This is a genomic window from Azospirillum sp. B510, assembly GCF_000010725.1.
Lineage (GTDB): Bacteria > Pseudomonadota > Alphaproteobacteria > Azospirillales > Azospirillaceae > Azospirillum > Azospirillum lipoferum_B.
Genome location: NC_013854.1, coordinates 2,811,357 through 2,826,525, shown reverse-complemented (window position 1 = coordinate 2,826,525; position 15,169 = coordinate 2,811,357). Strand labels below are relative to the sequence as shown.

The window sequence follows — 15,169 nt, the reverse complement described above, 5'->3', positions numbered from 1 at the left end:
CGTTCGTGCGAGAGGCGGGAGAGGGCGCTTGTCTTTTGGAGCCCCCCGATGTCCTCGTCGCTTCTCATCCCGCGTGGAACTCCGCGCGTGCAATATCTTGCCGACGGCGCGCAGCGGGTCTTCACCTACCCGTTCCCGATCTTCGCCGATGGGGATCTCCAGGTCTTCCTGGGGGCGGCGCTTCAGAGCGCCGGCTATGCGGTCAGCGGGGCCGGCGCCAGCGCCGGCGGGGCCGTCACCTTCGCCGCCGCGCCGGCGGAGGGAACCCTCGTCCTGCTGCGGCGCCGGCTGCCCATCGAGCGGCGCAGCGATTTCGGCGACAGCGGCCCGTTGCCGGCCGCCGCCCTCAATGGCGAGCTGGACCGGCTGACCGCCGCCCTCCAGCAGGTGGCGGGCGACCAGGAGCTGATGCTGCGCTATGCCGACAGCGACCTGCCGGCCTCGCCGCTGTTGCCCGACCGCGCGCTGCGCCGGGGCAAGCTGCTGGCCTTCGACAGCGCCGGCAACCCGACCGTCCGCCCGCCGGTGGACGAGGAGGCGCTGGCGACCTATGTGCCGCCGGGCGCCGGGGCCACCGCCCGGCCGGTGCGCGACAAGCTGGCCGACCTCGTCTCCGTCAGGGATTTCGGCGCGGTCGGCGACGGGCTGGTCGACGATACGCTGGCCCTTCAAGCCGCCTTGACCTCGGCCCGCGCGGTGTTCGTGCCGCCGGGGACCTACCGCATCGCCAACACGCTGACGCTCGGCCATGGGCGGACGCTGTATGGGGCGGGACAGGGGTCGGTGATCCGGGGGGTGTCCAACGGCTTCGACCTGATCCATCTGCCGGACGGCTACGCCACCCTGTCGGGCCTGCGGCTGGAACGGGGCAAGGCGGGGGTGCGGCTGTTCGGGCGTGACGGCCCCTGCGTGCAGAACAGCCTGACCGACCTGACCCTGTGGGAGCCGGAGGTCGGGCTGGTCTTCGACGGTTACATCGACCCGAACCTGCCCTGCTACTGGAACAACATCGCCCGCGTGCTGGTGGCGCGGCCGTCGCGGCACGGGGTGTGGCTGACCCGGAGCGGGGCGGGCGACACGCCGAACGCCAACCGCTTCCATGCCGTCCGGGTCTATTCGCTGTCGGCGCCGATGACCGGCTGCGGCTTCTTCGTCGAGCAGGGTCGCTTCAACAACGCCTTCTTCGACTGCGAGGCCAACCTGTGGCCGCAGGCGGAGGCCTGTTTCCGCGTCGGCGCCGTCACCGACAAGACGCTGATCGTGAATTTCTACGCCGAGTCGCTGGGGGCCCTGCCGAATCTCCAGATCGATGCCGGGTCGGTCGAGACGGCGATCGTCAACCTGTTCTCCGCCGCCGCCGGGCCGGCGATCCTCGACCGTTCCGGCGGGCGATACACGGCGGTCAATGCCGGCTATCCGGAGAAGAACCGGCTTCAGCGCAGCCGCGTCACCGAACTGGTGGTGGAGGCCCTGCGCTATGACACCGAATATGTCGAACCGGCCAAGGGCGGGGTGATGGCGCTGGACCTGACCAGTTCGGTCTATCTGGCCAGCGCCTATGGCGGGGCGGTGGAGCTGCGCCTGCCCAAGGCGGAGGACGCCAACGGCCATGCGGTGACGATCAAGCGGACCGACGCCTCGGCCAACCGGCTCACCATCACCGAGGGCGGCGGGCCGGGGCCGGACGGGCGGACGTTGTCGCTCGGCAACCGCTACGACTTCGTCACGCTGCTGTCGAACGGGGCGGGCTGGTGGATCGTCGCCGGCAACAACCCGCCGGGCAACGCGCATTATCACGAGACCCCCGGCCTGTTCGAGCCGGATCTGAACCAGCAGCTCTATCTGGTCAGCGCCTGGAGCGGACCGGTGGAGGTGCGGCTGCCGGCCCCCTCGGCGCCGCATGCGCTCGGCCGGACGGTCACCATCAAGAAGTCCGACACCGGCGGCAACCGCGTCACCGTCACCCAGCCGGGCGGCGGCGGCCCGGACAGCGAGGCCATTCCGCTGACCGGCCAGGGCCACGCGGTGACGGCGATGTCGAACGGCGCCGGCTGGCACATATTGGGGCGCAATCCATGATGGACCGGGAGGATGACAGCTTCACCGGATTCGTCAGGGGGTGGAACGACATGGTGGAGCTGAGGACGCCGGCCCATCATGCGCGGATGGCCGGCTGGCTGGAGCGGCACATGGCCGGCGACAACCGGCGCATGCTGCTGATGGCCTTCCGCGGGTCGGGGAAATCGACGCTGGTCGGACTGTTCGCCGCCTGGCTGCTGCGGCGCGATCCCAACCGCCGGCTGCTGGTGCTGGCCGCCGACATGCGGCTGGCGATGAAGATGGTGCGCAACGTCAAGCGCATCCTCGAACGCCACCCCGGCTGCGGCGACCTGAAGCCGCCGGCCAGAGAGCGCGACCAGTGGGCGGCCGACCGCTTCACCGTGCTGCGGCCGATGGAGCTGCGCGACCCGTCGATGGCGGCGGCGGGTATCGGCGGCAACATCACCGGCAGCCGCGCCGACGTGGTGATCTGCGACGATGTCGAGGTGCCGCGCAACGCCGACACCGCGGTGAAGCGCGCGGCATTGCGCGAGCGTCTGCTGGAGCTGGACTATGTGCTGGTCCCCGGCGGGGCGCAGCTCTATGTCGGCACCCCGCACGCGCAGGACAGCCTCTATGCCGAGGAGGCGGACGACGGCGGCCCGCCCTTCCTCGACGGCTTCGAGCGGCTGGTCCTGCCGGTCTATACCGAGGATGAGCGGGGCAACCGCAGCTATGCCTGGAAGGAGCGCTTCGGCGAGGCGCATGTCGCCCGCATCCGCAAATCGACAGGACCCAACAAGTTCACCAGCCAGATGCTGCTGCGTCCGGTCAGCCCGACCGACATGGTGCTCGATGTCGGCAAGCTCGTCCGCTACGACGCGGAACTGGCGTATCGCGAGGCGCGGGGCCGCGCGGTGCTGACGCTGGACGGGGTGCGGCTGCTCTCGGCCAGCTGCTGGTGGGATCCGGCCTTCGCCCGTCCGGCGGAGGACGGCAGGGCCAAGGGCGACGGCAGCGTCGTCGCCGTGGTGTTCGGCGGGGCGGACAACCGTCTCTATCTGCACCGGGTGCTGTATCTGACCGTCGATCCCAAGGCGGAGGAGACGGAGGCCGGCCAGCAATGCCGGCAGGTCGCCCGCCTTCTGGCCGACCATCACCTGCCGTCGATCCATGTCGAGGTCAACGGCCTTGGCGGCTTCCTGCCCGGCCTGCTGCGCGAGCGGCTGAAGAAGGACCGGCTGGATGTCGGCGTGATCGACGCGGCCAGCCGCACGCCGAAGGCGGTGCGCATCGCCAAGGCCTTCAACGCCCTGCTGGCCGACCGCCGTCTGCTGGCCCACCGCTCGGTGTGGGACACGCCTTTCATCCGGGAGATGCGTGACTGGCGCCCGGACGGCCGCTATCGCGGCCCCGATGACGGGCTCGACGCGGTGGCCGGCTGTCTCGCCGCCGAGCCCTTCCGCTTCGAGGGCGATGCCGCGGCACCCGAGCGCCGCGCCGATTGGCGCGGGGTGGGCATGGTGGTGGCCCCGGCGGAGTGGGAGCCGTGAGTGGACATCATGGAAGGACGGCGCCTCTGCGCGCCGCACCCCGTTCTTTTCGATACCCCTTTTACCCCAACAACGGGAGACCCCGATGCATGACGCCCTGAGCAGTGGGCTGGATCTCGCCTGGTGGATCACCGCCGTCGAGCTGCCGGCGATGGGCGGGCTGTTCTGGCTGATCGCGCGCGTGCGCAGGGATGCCGACAGCGCGCTGGACGAGTTGCGCGACCGGGCGGAGGAGGCCCAGGCGCAGGTGCGCGAGAGCCTTGCCGCCTACAAGCTGGAGGTCGCGAAGACCTATGTCTCCTTCGCGACACTCAAGGATGTCGAACAACGCCTGACCGACCATCTGCTGCGGATCGAGACCAAGCTCGATTCGGGCTTCATGCCCTTCGAGGGCGGACGGCGCTGACCGCGAAGGACGATGGTGACGGGCGGGCCGGTTCAGTCGACGTGGTGGATCATCGCCTGGTAGATCTTCCAGGCGACCTCGACCGATACGCCGCCGGCCCGCGCCCCGGCGGCCAGCATGGTGGCGCTCGGCTTCAGCGGCACCGCGGTCTGGCCCGGTTCGCACAGCGCGCCCATGGCGGTGACCGAGGCGCCCAGGGTCGCATCGCAGGGCTGGCTCTTCTTCAGCAGGCTCATGGAAATCGCGTTCATGGCGGGTCCTCCGTTGACTTGGGACCGTCACAGCAAAAGTGGTGCCAATTTCCAATGGTGGGCGGAGCCCTTGGAATCGCAGGGGTTGCGCCGGCGAGGTGCCGATTCCGGCGGCGGAACGGGGGATCAAACTTCAAAAATACCCGCAAAATGCCGAATAATTTCGAGTGTGCTTTGCAAAATGCAACGCGCTGCGCGTGCGGACTCGCATTCGGGGAGTCGATCCTGCGTTGTGGGTTATCGTCTCCGCCGCGCTCCGCGATGCCGGACACCTTCCATCAGGGACCTGCGGCGGCGAAGCGTCTGGCCGCTGGCCGTGCCTTGGGCTAGTGTCCGGCCATCATGACCGACCGCATCATCCACCATATGTGCCGCGCGGACGAGTGGGACGCCGCCCGCCCGGCCGGCAGCTATCCCGGTTCGTCGCAGGATGCGCGGGACGGCTTCATCCATTTCTCCACCGCCGGGCAGGTGGTGGAGAGCGCCGCCAAGCACCGCGCCGGGCAGGACGGCCTGCTGCTGCTGACGGTCGATGCCGACCGGCTGGGTGCCGCGCTCCGCTGGGAGCCGTCGCGCGGCGGGCAGCTGTTCCCGCACCAATATGGCCCGCTGCCGCTGTCCGCCGTGCTGCGCGCCGATCCGCTGCCGCTGGGGCCGGACGGACGCCATGTCTTCCCCGCCGGCTTCCCCTTCACCCTTCAGGACCTCGTTCCGTGATCGACCTCTATCCGCTTGCCGGGCCGTTGCTGTTCCGTTTCGACCCCGAGACCGCCCATGGCCTGACCATCAAGACGCTGAAGACCGGGCTGGTCCCGCCGGCCCGCGGCAAGGACGAGCCGGCGCTGCGCAGCCGCGTCTGGGGGCTGGATTTCACCAACCCGGTCGGGCTGGCCGCCGGCTTCGACAAGAACGCCGAGGTGGTCGACGCCACGCTGAATCTGGGGTTCGGCTTCGTCGAGCCCGGCAGCGTCACCCCGCGGCCCCAGCCCGGCAATCCGCGCCCCCGCCTGTTCCGGCTGGTCGAGCAGCGGGCGGTCATCAACCGCATGGGCTTCAACAACGAGGGGCTGGAGGCCTTCGCCCGCCGGCTGGAACGTCGCCGCGAAAAGGCCAGGCGGGCGCCGGGCATCGTCGGCGCCAATCTGGGCAAGAACAAGGACACGGCGGACGCCGCCGACGATTACGTGATCGGCGCGCGCCGGCTGGCGCCGCTGGCCGATTACCTGGTCGTCAACGTCTCCTCCCCCAACACGCCGGGCCTTCGGGCGCTCCAGGGCCGCGACCCGCTGCGCGCCCTGCTGGAGCGGGTGCTGGAGGCGCGGGCGTCCTGCGGCCTGACCCGCGATCCGCCGTTGCTGCTGAAGATCGCCCCCGACCTGACGGTGGAGGACAAGAGCGACATCGCCGCGGTGGCGCTGGAGAGCGGCATCGACGGGCTGATCGTCTCCAACACCACCATCGCCCGGCCCGACATCATCCCGGCGGCCCTGCGCGGCGAGGCCGGCGGCCTGTCCGGCGCGCCGCTGTTCGAGCCCTCCACCTCCGTCCTGCGCGAGATCTATGCGCTGACCGGCGGCAAGCTGCCGATCGTCGGGGTCGGCGGCGTGGCGACGGGGGCCGACGCCTATGCCAAGATCCGGGCCGGCGCCTCGCTGGTCCAGCTCTATTCGGCGATGGTCTATGCCGGGCCGGCGGTGGTCCACCGCATCCGCCGCGAGCTGGCGGAGCTGCTGCGCCGCGACGGCTTCCGCTCGGTCGCCGAGGCGGTGGGGGCGGATCACCGCTGACGCCCCGCGCAGCCCTGCTGCGCAGGATGGGGCGGGCGCGGACGTAGCATTAACGGATCGTCAAGCGGGTGACCCGACAGTGGGGTAAGCTGTGGGATGCCCGCCCGGTTCCGTGTGATGCCGATGCCGGAGGCAGCATCCCCATGAACGCCCCGCTGAACGCCCTGACCGCCGATCCTCGTCCGGAAAGCCTCCGCCCTGGAAACACCCGTTCCACCGCCAGCCCCATCCACGACGTCGCGGTTTCCGCGATGACCCTGCTGACGCATCTCGTCTATGCGCTGGCCTACCTGATCGCCGGGGGGGCGACCGCCGCGGCGCTGTGGGCGCTGCGTCCGGAGGGGGATCCGCTGGTGGCCGGGCTGGCCGGCGCGCTGGTGGTGCTGGCCGGGGCGCTGGTCCATGAGGTGGCGACGCGGCTGGAGCGCGAGCGCAAGGCGGCCCGCCGCGTCGCCCGCCTGAACGATCGGGTGGAGGAACTGGCCGATCTGCTGGAGCGGCGCCTTGCCGCCGAACCGGGAGCCGGGGCCGATGGCGGCGCCCGCTATGACGCGGTGATGCAGGAGGTGAAGCTGCTGCAATCGCTGGTCGCCCGCCTGACCGAGCGTCGCGCCCCGCGTCCGCCCGCCGCCAGCGCCGAGCGCCGTCCCGACCCGGCCGTGCCGCCGCCCGCTTCCGCTTCACCCGCTTCACCCGCTCCGCCTCGCATGCCGATGCCGATGAATGACGCCGCGGTGCTGGAGGCGGTGCGCGACGCGCTGAAGGCCGACCGCATCGACGTCTATCTCCAGCCCGTCGTCAGCCTGCCCCAGCGCAAACACCGCTTCTACGAGGTGTTCTCCCGCGTGCGGGCCGCCGACGGGCAGCAGATCATGCCCGACCGCTATCTCGACATCGCCGCGCGCGAAGGGCTGATCGCCACCATCGACAATCTCCAGCTGGTCCGCTGCGTCCAGCTGATCCGCGAGACGGAGCGGCGCCAGCACGCCATCGGCTTCTTCGCCAACATCTCCGCCGCGACGCTGGCCGATGCGGAGTTCATGCGCCAGTTCCTGAACATGATGGCGCAGAACCACGCCCTGGTGCCCAAGCTGATGTTCGAGCTGAGCCAGCACGCCTTGAACGCCGGCGGGGCGGTGACGATGGGCATCCTGTCGCAGCTGGCGCGGCTGGGCTTCCGCTTCTCGATGGATCAGGTGACGGATCTCGCCATCGACATCGACCGGCTGCTGCGCCACGAATTCCGCTGCATCAAGCTGGACCGCGCCCTGGTGCTCGACTCCGCCAACGCCGCGCGCGTCCGCGAGCTGCGCCATCGCTGCGTCGCCGAGGGAATCGACCTGATCGTCGAGAAGATCGAGACCGAGAACCAGCTGGTCGAGGTGCTCGACACCGGCTTCGACTTCGGCCAGGGCTACCTGTTCGGCGAACCGAGGCTGAGCCGCAAGCCGGAGTGAGGGAGCAAACGCTTGCGGCGTGCGTGCCTTGATTTCCGCAGCCGCGCTTGACATTCCCCCATGCCGCGATGGAAATTTCGCGTTCCCGGCGATGTCCGGGCACCCGATGCGGGTGAGACCAACACTTAGTGAAATGGTGACTTCGGTGACGTCCAACATCGCCATCACGCTGCCCGACGGCAGCGTGCGGGAGTTCGACCGGCCGGTGACCGGGCTTGAGATCGCCCAGTCCATCGGTTCGCGCCTGGCCAAAGATGCGCTTGCCGTCAAGATCGACGGCACGGTGAAGGACCTCACCACCACCGTCACCACCAACGCCAGGATCGAGATCGTCACGCGCAACCACGGCGACGCTCTCGAGGTCATCCGCCACGACGCCGCCCATGTGCTGGCCGATGCGGTGCAGAAGCTCTATCCCGGCACGCAGGTCACGATCGGCCCGTCGATCGCCACCGGCTTCTACTATGACTTCGCGCGCGACGAGCCGTTCACGCCCGAGGATCTGGAGAAGATCGAGGCGAAGATGCGCGAGCTGGTCGCCGCCGACATCCCGATCCTGCGCGAGGTCTGGGACCGCGACGAGGCCATCGCCTATTTCAAGAAGCTCGGCGAGCATTACAAGGCCGAGCTGATCGAGACGATCCCGCAGGGCGAGCCGGTGTCGGTCTACCGCCAGGGCGACTGGCTGGATCTGTGCCGCGGTCCGCACGCCATGACCACCGGCAAGGTCGGCCAGGGCTTCAAGCTGATGAAGGTGGCCGGCGCCTACTGGCGCGGCGACAGCCGCAACCCGATGCTCCAGCGCATCTACGGCACCGCCTGGCGCGACGAGAAGGAGCTGAAGGCCTATCTGCACCAGATCGAGGAGGCGGAGAAGCGCGACCACCGCAAGCTGGGCAAGGAACTCGACCTGTTCCATGTCCAGGAGGAGGCGGTCGGCTCGGTGTTCTGGCATCCGAAAGGCTGGACGCTCTACCGGACGCTGGAGACCTACATCCGCACCAAGCTGAAGGCCGCCGACTATGTCGAGGTGAAGACGCCGCAGCTGATCGACAGCTCGCTGTTCAAGGCGTCCGGCCACTGGGACATGTATGGCGACAACATGTTCAAGGTGGAGGCCGACGGCGGCGAGAAGCTGCTGGGCATCAAGCCGATGAACTGCCCCGGCCATGTCCAGATCTTCCGCAACGGCCTGCGCTCCTACCGCGACCTGCCGATCCGCATGGCGGAGTTCGGCGCCTGCCACCGCAACGAGCCGTCGGGCGCGCTGCACGGCATCATGCGCGTGCGCGCCTTCACCCAGGACGACGCCCACATCTTCTGCACCGAGGATCAGGTGCAGAGCGAGGCGGCCGAGTATTTCAAGCTGCAACTCGGCGTCTACAAGGATCTGGGATTCGACCAGATCTCGGTGAAGCTGGCGCTGCGCCCGGATGTCCGCACCGGTGCCGACGAGCTGTGGGACCGTGCCGAGGGCGCGCTGGCCCAGGCGCTGCGCGACGCCGGGCTGGAGTATGAGGAACTGCCGGGCGAGGGCGCCTTCTACGGCCCGAAGGTGGAATTCCACCTGACCGACGCCATCGGCCGCACCTGGCAGTGCGGCACCTTGCAGTATGACCCCAACCTGCCGGAACGACTCGATGCCAGCTATATCGGCGAGGATGGCGCGCGCCACCGGCCGATCATGCTGCACCGGGCGATCCTGGGCTCGATGGAACGCTTCATCGGCATGCTGATCGAGCATTACGCCGGCAAGTTCCCGCTGTGGCTGTCGCCGGTCCAGGTGACCGTGGCCACCATCACCAGCGAGGCCGACGATTATGCCGTCGAGGTCGCCAAGCTGTTGAAGCGCAAGGGTCTGCGCGTCGAACTCGACACCCGCAACGAAAAGATCAATCTGAAGGTGCGCGAGCACAGCCTCCAGAAGGTCCCGTTGATGCTGGTCGTCGGAAAGCGCGAGGCGGAGGAGCGGACGGTCGCGCTGCGCGTGCTGGGCGGCAAGGATCAGGAAATTCTTGCCCTTGACGATGCCGTGGCTAAACTGATCGAGGACGCCAAATCGCCGGCCGGCGGTCTGGTGGCCGATTCGCCGTTTTAACCGACCGCGCGACGCCGCCGGCCGCTCCTCTGGACGGCCGGTTTCCGCGTGGTTTCAGATCATGGAGAAGCGTCCATAGCCAGGATCCCGTCCGAAGCCGCCCCGACCCGCGATGGACCGCGGGTTAACCGGGAGATCTCGGCTCGTTCCGTTCGTCTCGTCGGTGCCGACGGCGAGATGATCGGGGTGGTGTCGTTGCGCGATGCTCTGCTGGCCGCCGAGGATGCCGGCCTCGACCTTGTCGAGGTCGCTCCCCAGGCCGAACCGCCCGTCTGCAAAATCCTCGACTATGGCAAGTTCAAGTACGAGGCGCAGAAGAAGGCGAACGAGGCCCGCAAGAAGCAGAAGATCATCGAGGTCAAGGAGATCAAGCTCCGGCCGAACATCGATGACAACGACTATGACGTGAAGATGCGCGCGGCGCGCCGTTTCCTTGAGGAAGGTGACAAGGTCAAGGTGACCATGCGCTTCCGCGGCCGCGAGATGGCGCATCAGGATCTGGGTATGAATGTGCTGGTCCGCGTCCGCGACGCGTTGGACGAGCTGGCGAAGGTCGAGCAGATGCCGAAGCTCGAAGGCCGCCAGATGATCATGGTGCTGGCCCCGCGCTGACGCGCTGGTCCGGTCTGCGAGTATGGAAAAAAAGGCCCGTCCGGCATCGCGGACGGGCCTTTTTCGTTCAGCGGATGTCCGTCCTCACCGCAGCGACCGGTCGTCGACGATCACGACATAGCAGGTGTGGCTGGTGAATTTGGCGCAATTGTCGAGCGCGCCGCGGCGGGCGGCATCCTCGCTGGACATGCCGGATTTCCAGCCGAAGGCGCCGTCCTGCGACACGGCGAAGGCCTTGCGCCCCGGTGCGGTCACATAGGCGCCGAACTTGTCGCGTCCGGATGCCGACAGTTCCGCCGGCGGTTCCAGCCCGCCGCGGCTGCCGCGCGGCCCCTCCGCCGGTGCGGCGAAGGCGGGCGCGCTTGTGGTGGTCATATCCGCGGCGGCCCCGGCCGGGCGGTCGTTGAGATAGGCGATGCGGCAGCCCTTCTGGGTGTGGGAGGAGCAGTTCTCCAGCGCGCCCTTCTGCGCCTCGTCCAGGCTGCGCATGCCGGACTTCCAGCCATAGGCGCCGTCGGGCGACACGGCGAAGGCCTTGTTGGCGCCGGCCTCGACATAGGCGGGGAACTTGGCCCGGTTGGCGGCGGACAGTTCGGGCGGCGGCGGCAGCGCCGGCAGCGACAGCGCGATCGGCGTGCCGCGCAGGACCAGCCCGTTTTGCGCCAGGAAGCTGTCCACCATCGGCGTCCATTGCGGGATGGCGGCGCTGAAGAAGCCATGGCCGTCCTTGCCGTTGGGCGGGGCGGCGATGAACTCGGCCCGTCCGCCCTCCTGGGTGAAGGCCTCCCACAGGCGCCTGGCGAGGGCGGGGCCGAAGAACAGGTCGTTCTCGGCATAGATCCACAGGCTGGGCACGCGCGAGCTGCGGCCCAGCGTGCCGAAGGCGGCGATCAGCCGGTTCTCCTGGCAGACCTCGTTGTCGGCGATGGAGCCGCGGCCGCCGGCGAAGCTGATGACCGCCTTCAGGCCCGGCGGCGCATCGGCGCCGAGCGCGACGCTGGCCAGCCCGCCGGCCGACACCCCGACCGCCAGGATGCGGCTGGCGTCGGCATAGGGCTGTTCCGCCACATAGCGGATGGCCTGGCGCAGGTCCTCGGCGCTCTGGCGGGCGGAGCGCAGATAGTCGGGATTGTTGCAGGAGCCGGTCGTCTCGCTATAGGGGCCGTCCGACCCGCCATAGCCGCGCCGCATCACCGTCACCACCGCCCAGCCGCGCCGGGCGAACTCGCGCGCTTCCGGCAGATAGCGTAGCGGCGTCATCTGCGCCCGGTCCGCCGGATCGCGCGGCGTGCCGTGGCTGAGGATGGCGATGGGATAGCGGCCGGGACCGTCGGGCCGCAGCAGCGTCGCCTCCAGCGTCGCCGCGCTGCCGTCGGGGAAGCGGGCCGGGATCGACAGCGCCGTCTGCGTCAGGCCTTCGGCCAGGGCGGAGGTCGCCAGGGCGGGGCCGCCGCACAGCAGCATGAACAGCGGGAGGAACAGGCGGCGCAAAGTCGCGACGGACGCTGGGGCGGACGGCAGGGCAGGCGGCATGGCGGGCGCGGTCTCCGCGAGGGACGGGTTATGCGCCTTTGTACGCCATCTCGGGCTTGGCGTCAGCGGGGCAGGGATTGGGGGCGTTCCCTACTCCCGCTCCACCCCCTGCCGCGCCAGCCGCAGCGCCTCGGCCAGGACCGCCGCATCGCCGATATGGTTGGCGAGCAGCAGGATCAGCTTGGCGTTCAGGCGCGCGCTCTGGTCGGGGGACAGGTCGCGGTGGCTGTCGATCAGAAGCTGGTAGACGTCGTCCGGGTTGGCGAATCGCCGCGCGGTGATCAGGTCGGCCATGGTGGGGCTCCGGAAATCGGGGGTCAGCGACCGGTCGCGCGGTCGAGCGCGGCGGACAGGGCGGCGGCGTCGAAGCGGCGCCAGCGCGCGGCGACATGCTGGTCGGGGCGGATCAGATAGACGCTGCCGGGCGTCAGGTCGTAGCGTTCGCGCAAGCGGCCGGCGCTGTCCACCAGCGCGCCGGCGATGCCGCGGCGTCGCGTGGTCACGGCGTGCCAGGCCAGCGGCAGCGGTCCGGCGGCCAGGCGGTCCAGCGTGTCCGCCACCTCGGCCGGGACCGGCCCGTCCCCGGCGGCATAGAGCACGACGAAGCGCCCATCCAGCGCCTCCATCAGCCAGCCCGGCTGGCCGTCACGTTCGACCGGCGCGTCGGTGGCCGGCGCCCCCGGCACCATCCCGCCGGCGAAGGCGTCGCCGTCCGGCGTGTTCAGCGGGCTGTCATTGTAGGTGGTCGGGGTGGACAGCCGGCCGGAATTGACCAGCGAGCGGGCGAAGGGATGGTCCGCCGCCAGTTCCAGCACGGCGTCGCGGAAGACGCGGCTCATCTCGCTCTTGGGCGTGATGAAGTCGGTGGAGCGGGTGGAGTTCAGGATGTTCTCCCTCGCCGCCGCCACCCGTTCCGCGTCATAGCTGTCCAGCAGCGAGTCCGGCGCCTTGCCGTCCAGCACCAGCGCCAGCTTCCACACCAGATTGTCGGCGTCGGGCACGCCGCTGTTGGCGCCGCGGGCGCCGAAGGGCGAGACCTGATGCGCCGAATCGCCGGCGAACAGGATGCGGCCATGGCGGAACCGCTCCAGCCGCCGGCACTGGAAGGTGTAGACCGACACCCATTCCAGTTCGAACGGCGTGTCGGCGCCCAGCATCGCCTGGACGCGGGGGATGACGCGCTCCGGTTTCCTCTCCTCCTCGGGGTCGGCGTCCCAGCCGAGCTGGAAATCCAGGCGCCAGACATTGTCGGGCTGCATGTGCAGCAGCGCCGACTGCCGGCGGTGGAAGGGCGGGTCGAACCAGAACCAGCGCTCCGCCGGGAAATCGGCCTTCATCACCACGTCGGCGATCAGGAAGCGATCCTTGAACACCTCGCCCTGGAAGTCCAGCCCCAGCATCTTGCGCACCGACGATTTGGCGCCGTCGCAGGCGATGACCCAATCGGCCTCGACCGCATGGACGCCGTCGGGCGTCTCCACCTGAAGCGCCACATGGTCGTCCTCCCGCCGGGCGGAGACGACGCGGGAGAGCCAGCGCAGGTCGATCAGCGCGCTGTCCAAGGCTTCGGTGACCAGGAAATCCTCCAGGTAATATTGCTGGAGGTTGATGAAGGCCGGGATCTTGTGGTCCGGTTCCGGCAGCAGGTCGAACTGGTACACCATGCGGTCGCCGTTGAAGACCTTGCCGATCTTCCACACGACCCCCTTGTCGATCATGCGCCGGCCGACACCCAGCCGGTCCCACACCTCCAGCGCCCGCTTGGCATAGCAGACGGCGCGGCTGCCGACGCTGACGGTATCCTCGGCGTCGAGCACCACCACCGGCACGCCCTTGCGCGCGAAGTCGAGCGCCGCGGTCAGCCCGACCGGGCCGGCGCCGATGATCACCACCGGATGGCGCCGGACGGTGCCGGTGCGCTGCTCCTGCGATGGGACGAAGCGGTATTTCGGATAGTCGAAGGTCGCGTGCATTGAGCGTTTCCTCCCCGGGAAACCTTGATCGGACGCCTTGGCAGCGGGGGTGCGTGGCGGACCGGTTTGCGTTGAACCATTATGGTCGCCAACCATATAGTTTCATTTGATACCAATCAAGCGCTCAGGCGATCCGGTTCGGATCGGCGCGGCGGGACGGTCATTGTCGCGGAAAATCAGTGTCGCGCACAGGGTGCCGCGGTGTAGCCTGCGGCGAAAATCCGACCGGAAACATCCAAGAACACTCCGAGGACCGCCCGACCATGTCCGCTTCCGTCACCGCTCCGACCTTGCCGCGCCCGACCGTCTACGCCATCGACGGGGTGATCCCCGTCATCGACCCGACCGCCTTCGTCCATCCCTCTGCCGTGCTGATTGGCGACGTGGTGGTCGGGCCGGGCTGCTATGTCGGCCCCTGCGCCAGCCTGCGCGGCGATTTCGGCCGGATCATCCTGCGGCGCGGCAGCAACGTGCAGGACAATTGCACGCTCCACGCCTTTCCCGGCCATGACGCCGTCATCGAGGAGGATGGGCATGTCGGCCATGGCGCGGTGTTGCATGGCTGCGTCGTCCGCCGCAACGCGCTGGTCGGCATGAATGTGGTGGTGATGGACGGGGCGGAGATCGGCGAGGAGTCGGTCATCGCCGCCATGGCCTTCATCAAGGCGGGCTTCGTCGTGCCGCCGCGCATGCTGGTCGCCGGCCTGCCGGGGAAAATCTTGCGCGAACTGCGCCCCGACGAGATCGCCTGGAAGACGGAAGGGACGGGGGAATACCAGCGGCTCGCCCGCCGTTCGCTCGCCACCATGGTCGCCTGCGCGGCCCTGGAGGCGGAGGAGCCCGGCCGTGGCCGGGTCGATGCCGGCACCGGCCAGCCGCTGCACAAGGTGAAGGGAGGCTGAGCGCCTCCTATTCCTCGGTCGTTTCCACTTTGGACATGACCGGCGCCGGGCGGGCGGCCAACTGGTCGGCGCGGGCCAGCAGCCTCGCCAGAAGCGCGTCGAGTTGCGCCCGCTCGTCGATGGACAGGGCGTCGGTCACCTGGGATTCATAGGCCAGCGCCATCGGCACGATCTCCGCGTAGATCGCCAGCGCCTTGGGCGTCAGGGTCAGCAGGGCCTTGCGCCGGTCGGTGTCGCCCGATTCGCGCAGGATCAGGCTCGAATCGAGCATGCGGCTGATGGCGCGGCTGACCTGCACCTTGTCCATCGCGGTGCGCTGCGCGATCTCGCCGGCGCTCATCGTCTCGCCGCTGCCGAGGATGGCGATGATCCGCCATTCCGGGATCGTGATGCCGAACCGCTTCTCGTACAGCTTGGCCAGCGTGTGGCTGATCGTGTTGGCCAGAACCGACAGCCGGTAGGGCAGGAAGCGCGTCAGGTGCAGCGTCGGCAACTCCTCCGGCGCGGCTGCGGATTTCGATGGGGCGGAGCGGGAACGGCGGGCGGGCGGCATCGGC

At 69.3% G+C, this 15,169-nt stretch carries 14 protein-coding genes; 9 read left to right on the top strand and 5 right to left on the bottom strand.

From position 1 onward, the window contains the following. The first annotated feature begins 87 nt into the window (after positions 1 to 87). The 3 genes from AZL_RS13200 (at position 88) to AZL_RS13190 (ending at position 3,999) form a co-directional block, all read left to right on the top strand. Entirely contained in the window at positions 88 to 2,079 is a 1,992-nt protein-coding gene (locus tag AZL_RS13200) for a glycosyl hydrolase family 28-related protein (protein ID WP_247894216.1), read from the top strand. Further along, complete coding sequence (terL, locus tag AZL_RS13195; RefSeq protein WP_012975041.1) at positions 2,079 to 3,593, top strand: phage terminase large subunit; 1,515 nt, start codon at positions 2,079 to 2,081, stop codon at positions 3,591 to 3,593. Before AZL_RS13200 ends, terL begins: the two co-directional genes overlap by 1 nt. 85 nt (positions 3,594 to 3,678) lie before the next feature. Then, complete coding sequence (locus AZL_RS13190; RefSeq protein ID WP_012975040.1) at positions 3,679 to 3,999, top strand: hypothetical protein; 321 nt, start codon at positions 3,679 to 3,681, stop codon at positions 3,997 to 3,999. A gap of 32 nt (positions 4,000 to 4,031) precedes the next feature. Here the strand turns inward: AZL_RS13190 and AZL_RS13185 are convergent, their stop codons facing one another. Then, positions 4,032 to 4,250 (bottom strand): hypothetical protein, encoded by a 219-nt coding sequence (locus AZL_RS13185; RefSeq protein WP_042443126.1) that lies wholly within the window; start codon positions 4,248 to 4,250, stop codon positions 4,032 to 4,034. A 342-nt stretch (positions 4,251 to 4,592) separates the two neighbouring features. On the opposite strand from AZL_RS13185, the gene AZL_RS13180 reads away from it, so the two are divergent. The 5 genes from AZL_RS13180 to infC all read left to right on the top strand — a co-directional run bounded on the left by AZL_RS13180 (position 4,593) and on the right by infC (position 10,204). Beyond that, on the top strand, positions 4,593 to 4,967 hold the full coding sequence (locus AZL_RS13180) for a DUF952 domain-containing protein (RefSeq protein WP_012975039.1): 375 nt from the start codon (positions 4,593 to 4,595) through the stop codon (positions 4,965 to 4,967). Further along, entirely contained in the window at positions 4,964 to 6,037 is a 1,074-nt protein-coding gene (locus AZL_RS13175; protein WP_012975038.1) for a quinone-dependent dihydroorotate dehydrogenase, read from the top strand. The genes AZL_RS13180 and AZL_RS13175 overlap by 4 nt, the downstream gene beginning before the upstream one ends. A gap of 143 nt (positions 6,038 to 6,180) precedes the next feature. Beyond that, positions 6,181 to 7,494 carry an EAL domain-containing protein gene (locus tag AZL_RS13170; RefSeq protein WP_148219315.1) on the top strand — a complete coding sequence of 438 codons (1,314 nt, stop codon included), beginning with the start codon at positions 6,181 to 6,183 and terminating at the stop codon, positions 7,492 to 7,494. Between the two features lie 133 nt (positions 7,495 to 7,627). Beyond that, on the top strand, positions 7,628 to 9,592 hold the full coding sequence (gene thrS, locus AZL_RS13165; RefSeq protein ID WP_042443124.1) for a threonine--tRNA ligase: 1,965 nt from the start codon (positions 7,628 to 7,630) through the stop codon (positions 9,590 to 9,592). 48 nt (positions 9,593 to 9,640) lie between these two features. After that, positions 9,641 to 10,204, top strand: a complete 564-nt coding sequence (gene infC / locus AZL_RS13160) for a translation initiation factor IF-3 (RefSeq protein ID WP_012975035.1) — start codon at positions 9,641 to 9,643, stop codon at positions 10,202 to 10,204. Positions 10,205 to 10,288: 84 nt separating this feature from the next. Here the strand turns inward: infC and AZL_RS13155 are convergent, their stop codons facing one another. From AZL_RS13155 to AZL_RS13145, 3 genes are all read right to left on the bottom strand, one after another. Beyond that, positions 10,289 to 11,737 (bottom strand): CocE/NonD family hydrolase, encoded by a 1,449-nt coding sequence (locus AZL_RS13155; RefSeq protein ID WP_012975034.1) that lies wholly within the window; start codon positions 11,735 to 11,737, stop codon positions 10,289 to 10,291. 90 nt (positions 11,738 to 11,827) lie between these two features. Further along, positions 11,828 to 12,031, bottom strand: coding sequence for a DUF2783 domain-containing protein (locus AZL_RS13150; RefSeq protein WP_012975033.1), 204 nt, complete (start codon positions 12,029 to 12,031; stop codon positions 11,828 to 11,830). 23 nt (positions 12,032 to 12,054) lie between these two features. Next, positions 12,055 to 13,710: an FAD-dependent oxidoreductase gene (locus tag AZL_RS13145; protein ID WP_012975032.1), complete on the bottom strand. Its 1,656-nt coding sequence runs from the start codon at positions 13,708 to 13,710 to the stop codon at positions 12,055 to 12,057. 263 nt (positions 13,711 to 13,973) lie between these two features. Between AZL_RS13145 and AZL_RS13140 the strand changes: the two genes are divergently transcribed. Next, complete coding sequence (locus AZL_RS13140; protein ID WP_042443123.1) at positions 13,974 to 14,612, top strand: transferase hexapeptide repeat family protein; 639 nt, start codon at positions 13,974 to 13,976, stop codon at positions 14,610 to 14,612. A 7-nt stretch (positions 14,613 to 14,619) separates the two neighbouring features. Here the strand turns inward: AZL_RS13140 and AZL_RS13135 are convergent, their stop codons facing one another. After that, positions 14,620 to 15,165: a MarR family winged helix-turn-helix transcriptional regulator gene (locus AZL_RS13135; RefSeq protein ID WP_012975030.1), complete on the bottom strand. Its 546-nt coding sequence runs from the start codon at positions 15,163 to 15,165 to the stop codon at positions 14,620 to 14,622. Positions 15,166 to 15,169: the final 4 nt, after the last annotated feature.

Excerpts from the sequence above, each read along its gene's own strand:
- terL (WP_012975041.1), top strand. The coding sequence starts at position 2,079 with ATGGACCGGGAGGATGACAGCTTCACCGGATTCGTCAGGGGGTGGAAC.
- AZL_RS13190 (WP_012975040.1), top strand. The coding sequence starts at position 3,679 with ATGCATGACGCCCTGAGCAGTGGGCTGGATCTCGCCTGGTGGATCACC.
- AZL_RS13185 (WP_042443126.1), bottom strand. The coding sequence starts at position 4,250 with ATGAACGCGATTTCCATGAGCCTGCTGAAGAAGAGCCAGCCCTGCGAT.
- AZL_RS13180 (WP_012975039.1), top strand. The coding sequence starts at position 4,593 with ATGACCGACCGCATCATCCACCATATGTGCCGCGCGGACGAGTGGGAC.
- AZL_RS13170 (WP_148219315.1), top strand. The coding sequence starts at position 6,181 with ATGAACGCCCCGCTGAACGCCCTGACCGCCGATCCTCGTCCGGAAAGC.
- thrS (WP_042443124.1), top strand. The coding sequence starts at position 7,628 with ATGGTGACTTCGGTGACGTCCAACATCGCCATCACGCTGCCCGACGGC.
- AZL_RS13155 (WP_012975034.1), bottom strand. The coding sequence starts at position 11,737 with ATGCCGCCTGCCCTGCCGTCCGCCCCAGCGTCCGTCGCGACTTTGCGC.
- AZL_RS13150 (WP_012975033.1), bottom strand. The coding sequence starts at position 12,031 with ATGGCCGACCTGATCACCGCGCGGCGATTCGCCAACCCGGACGACGTC.
- AZL_RS13145 (WP_012975032.1), bottom strand. The coding sequence starts at position 13,710 with ATGCACGCGACCTTCGACTATCCGAAATACCGCTTCGTCCCATCGCAG.
- AZL_RS13140 (WP_042443123.1), top strand. The coding sequence starts at position 13,974 with ATGTCCGCTTCCGTCACCGCTCCGACCTTGCCGCGCCCGACCGTCTAC.
- AZL_RS13135 (WP_012975030.1), bottom strand. The coding sequence starts at position 15,165 with ATGCCGCCCGCCCGCCGTTCCCGCTCCGCCCCATCGAAATCCGCAGCC.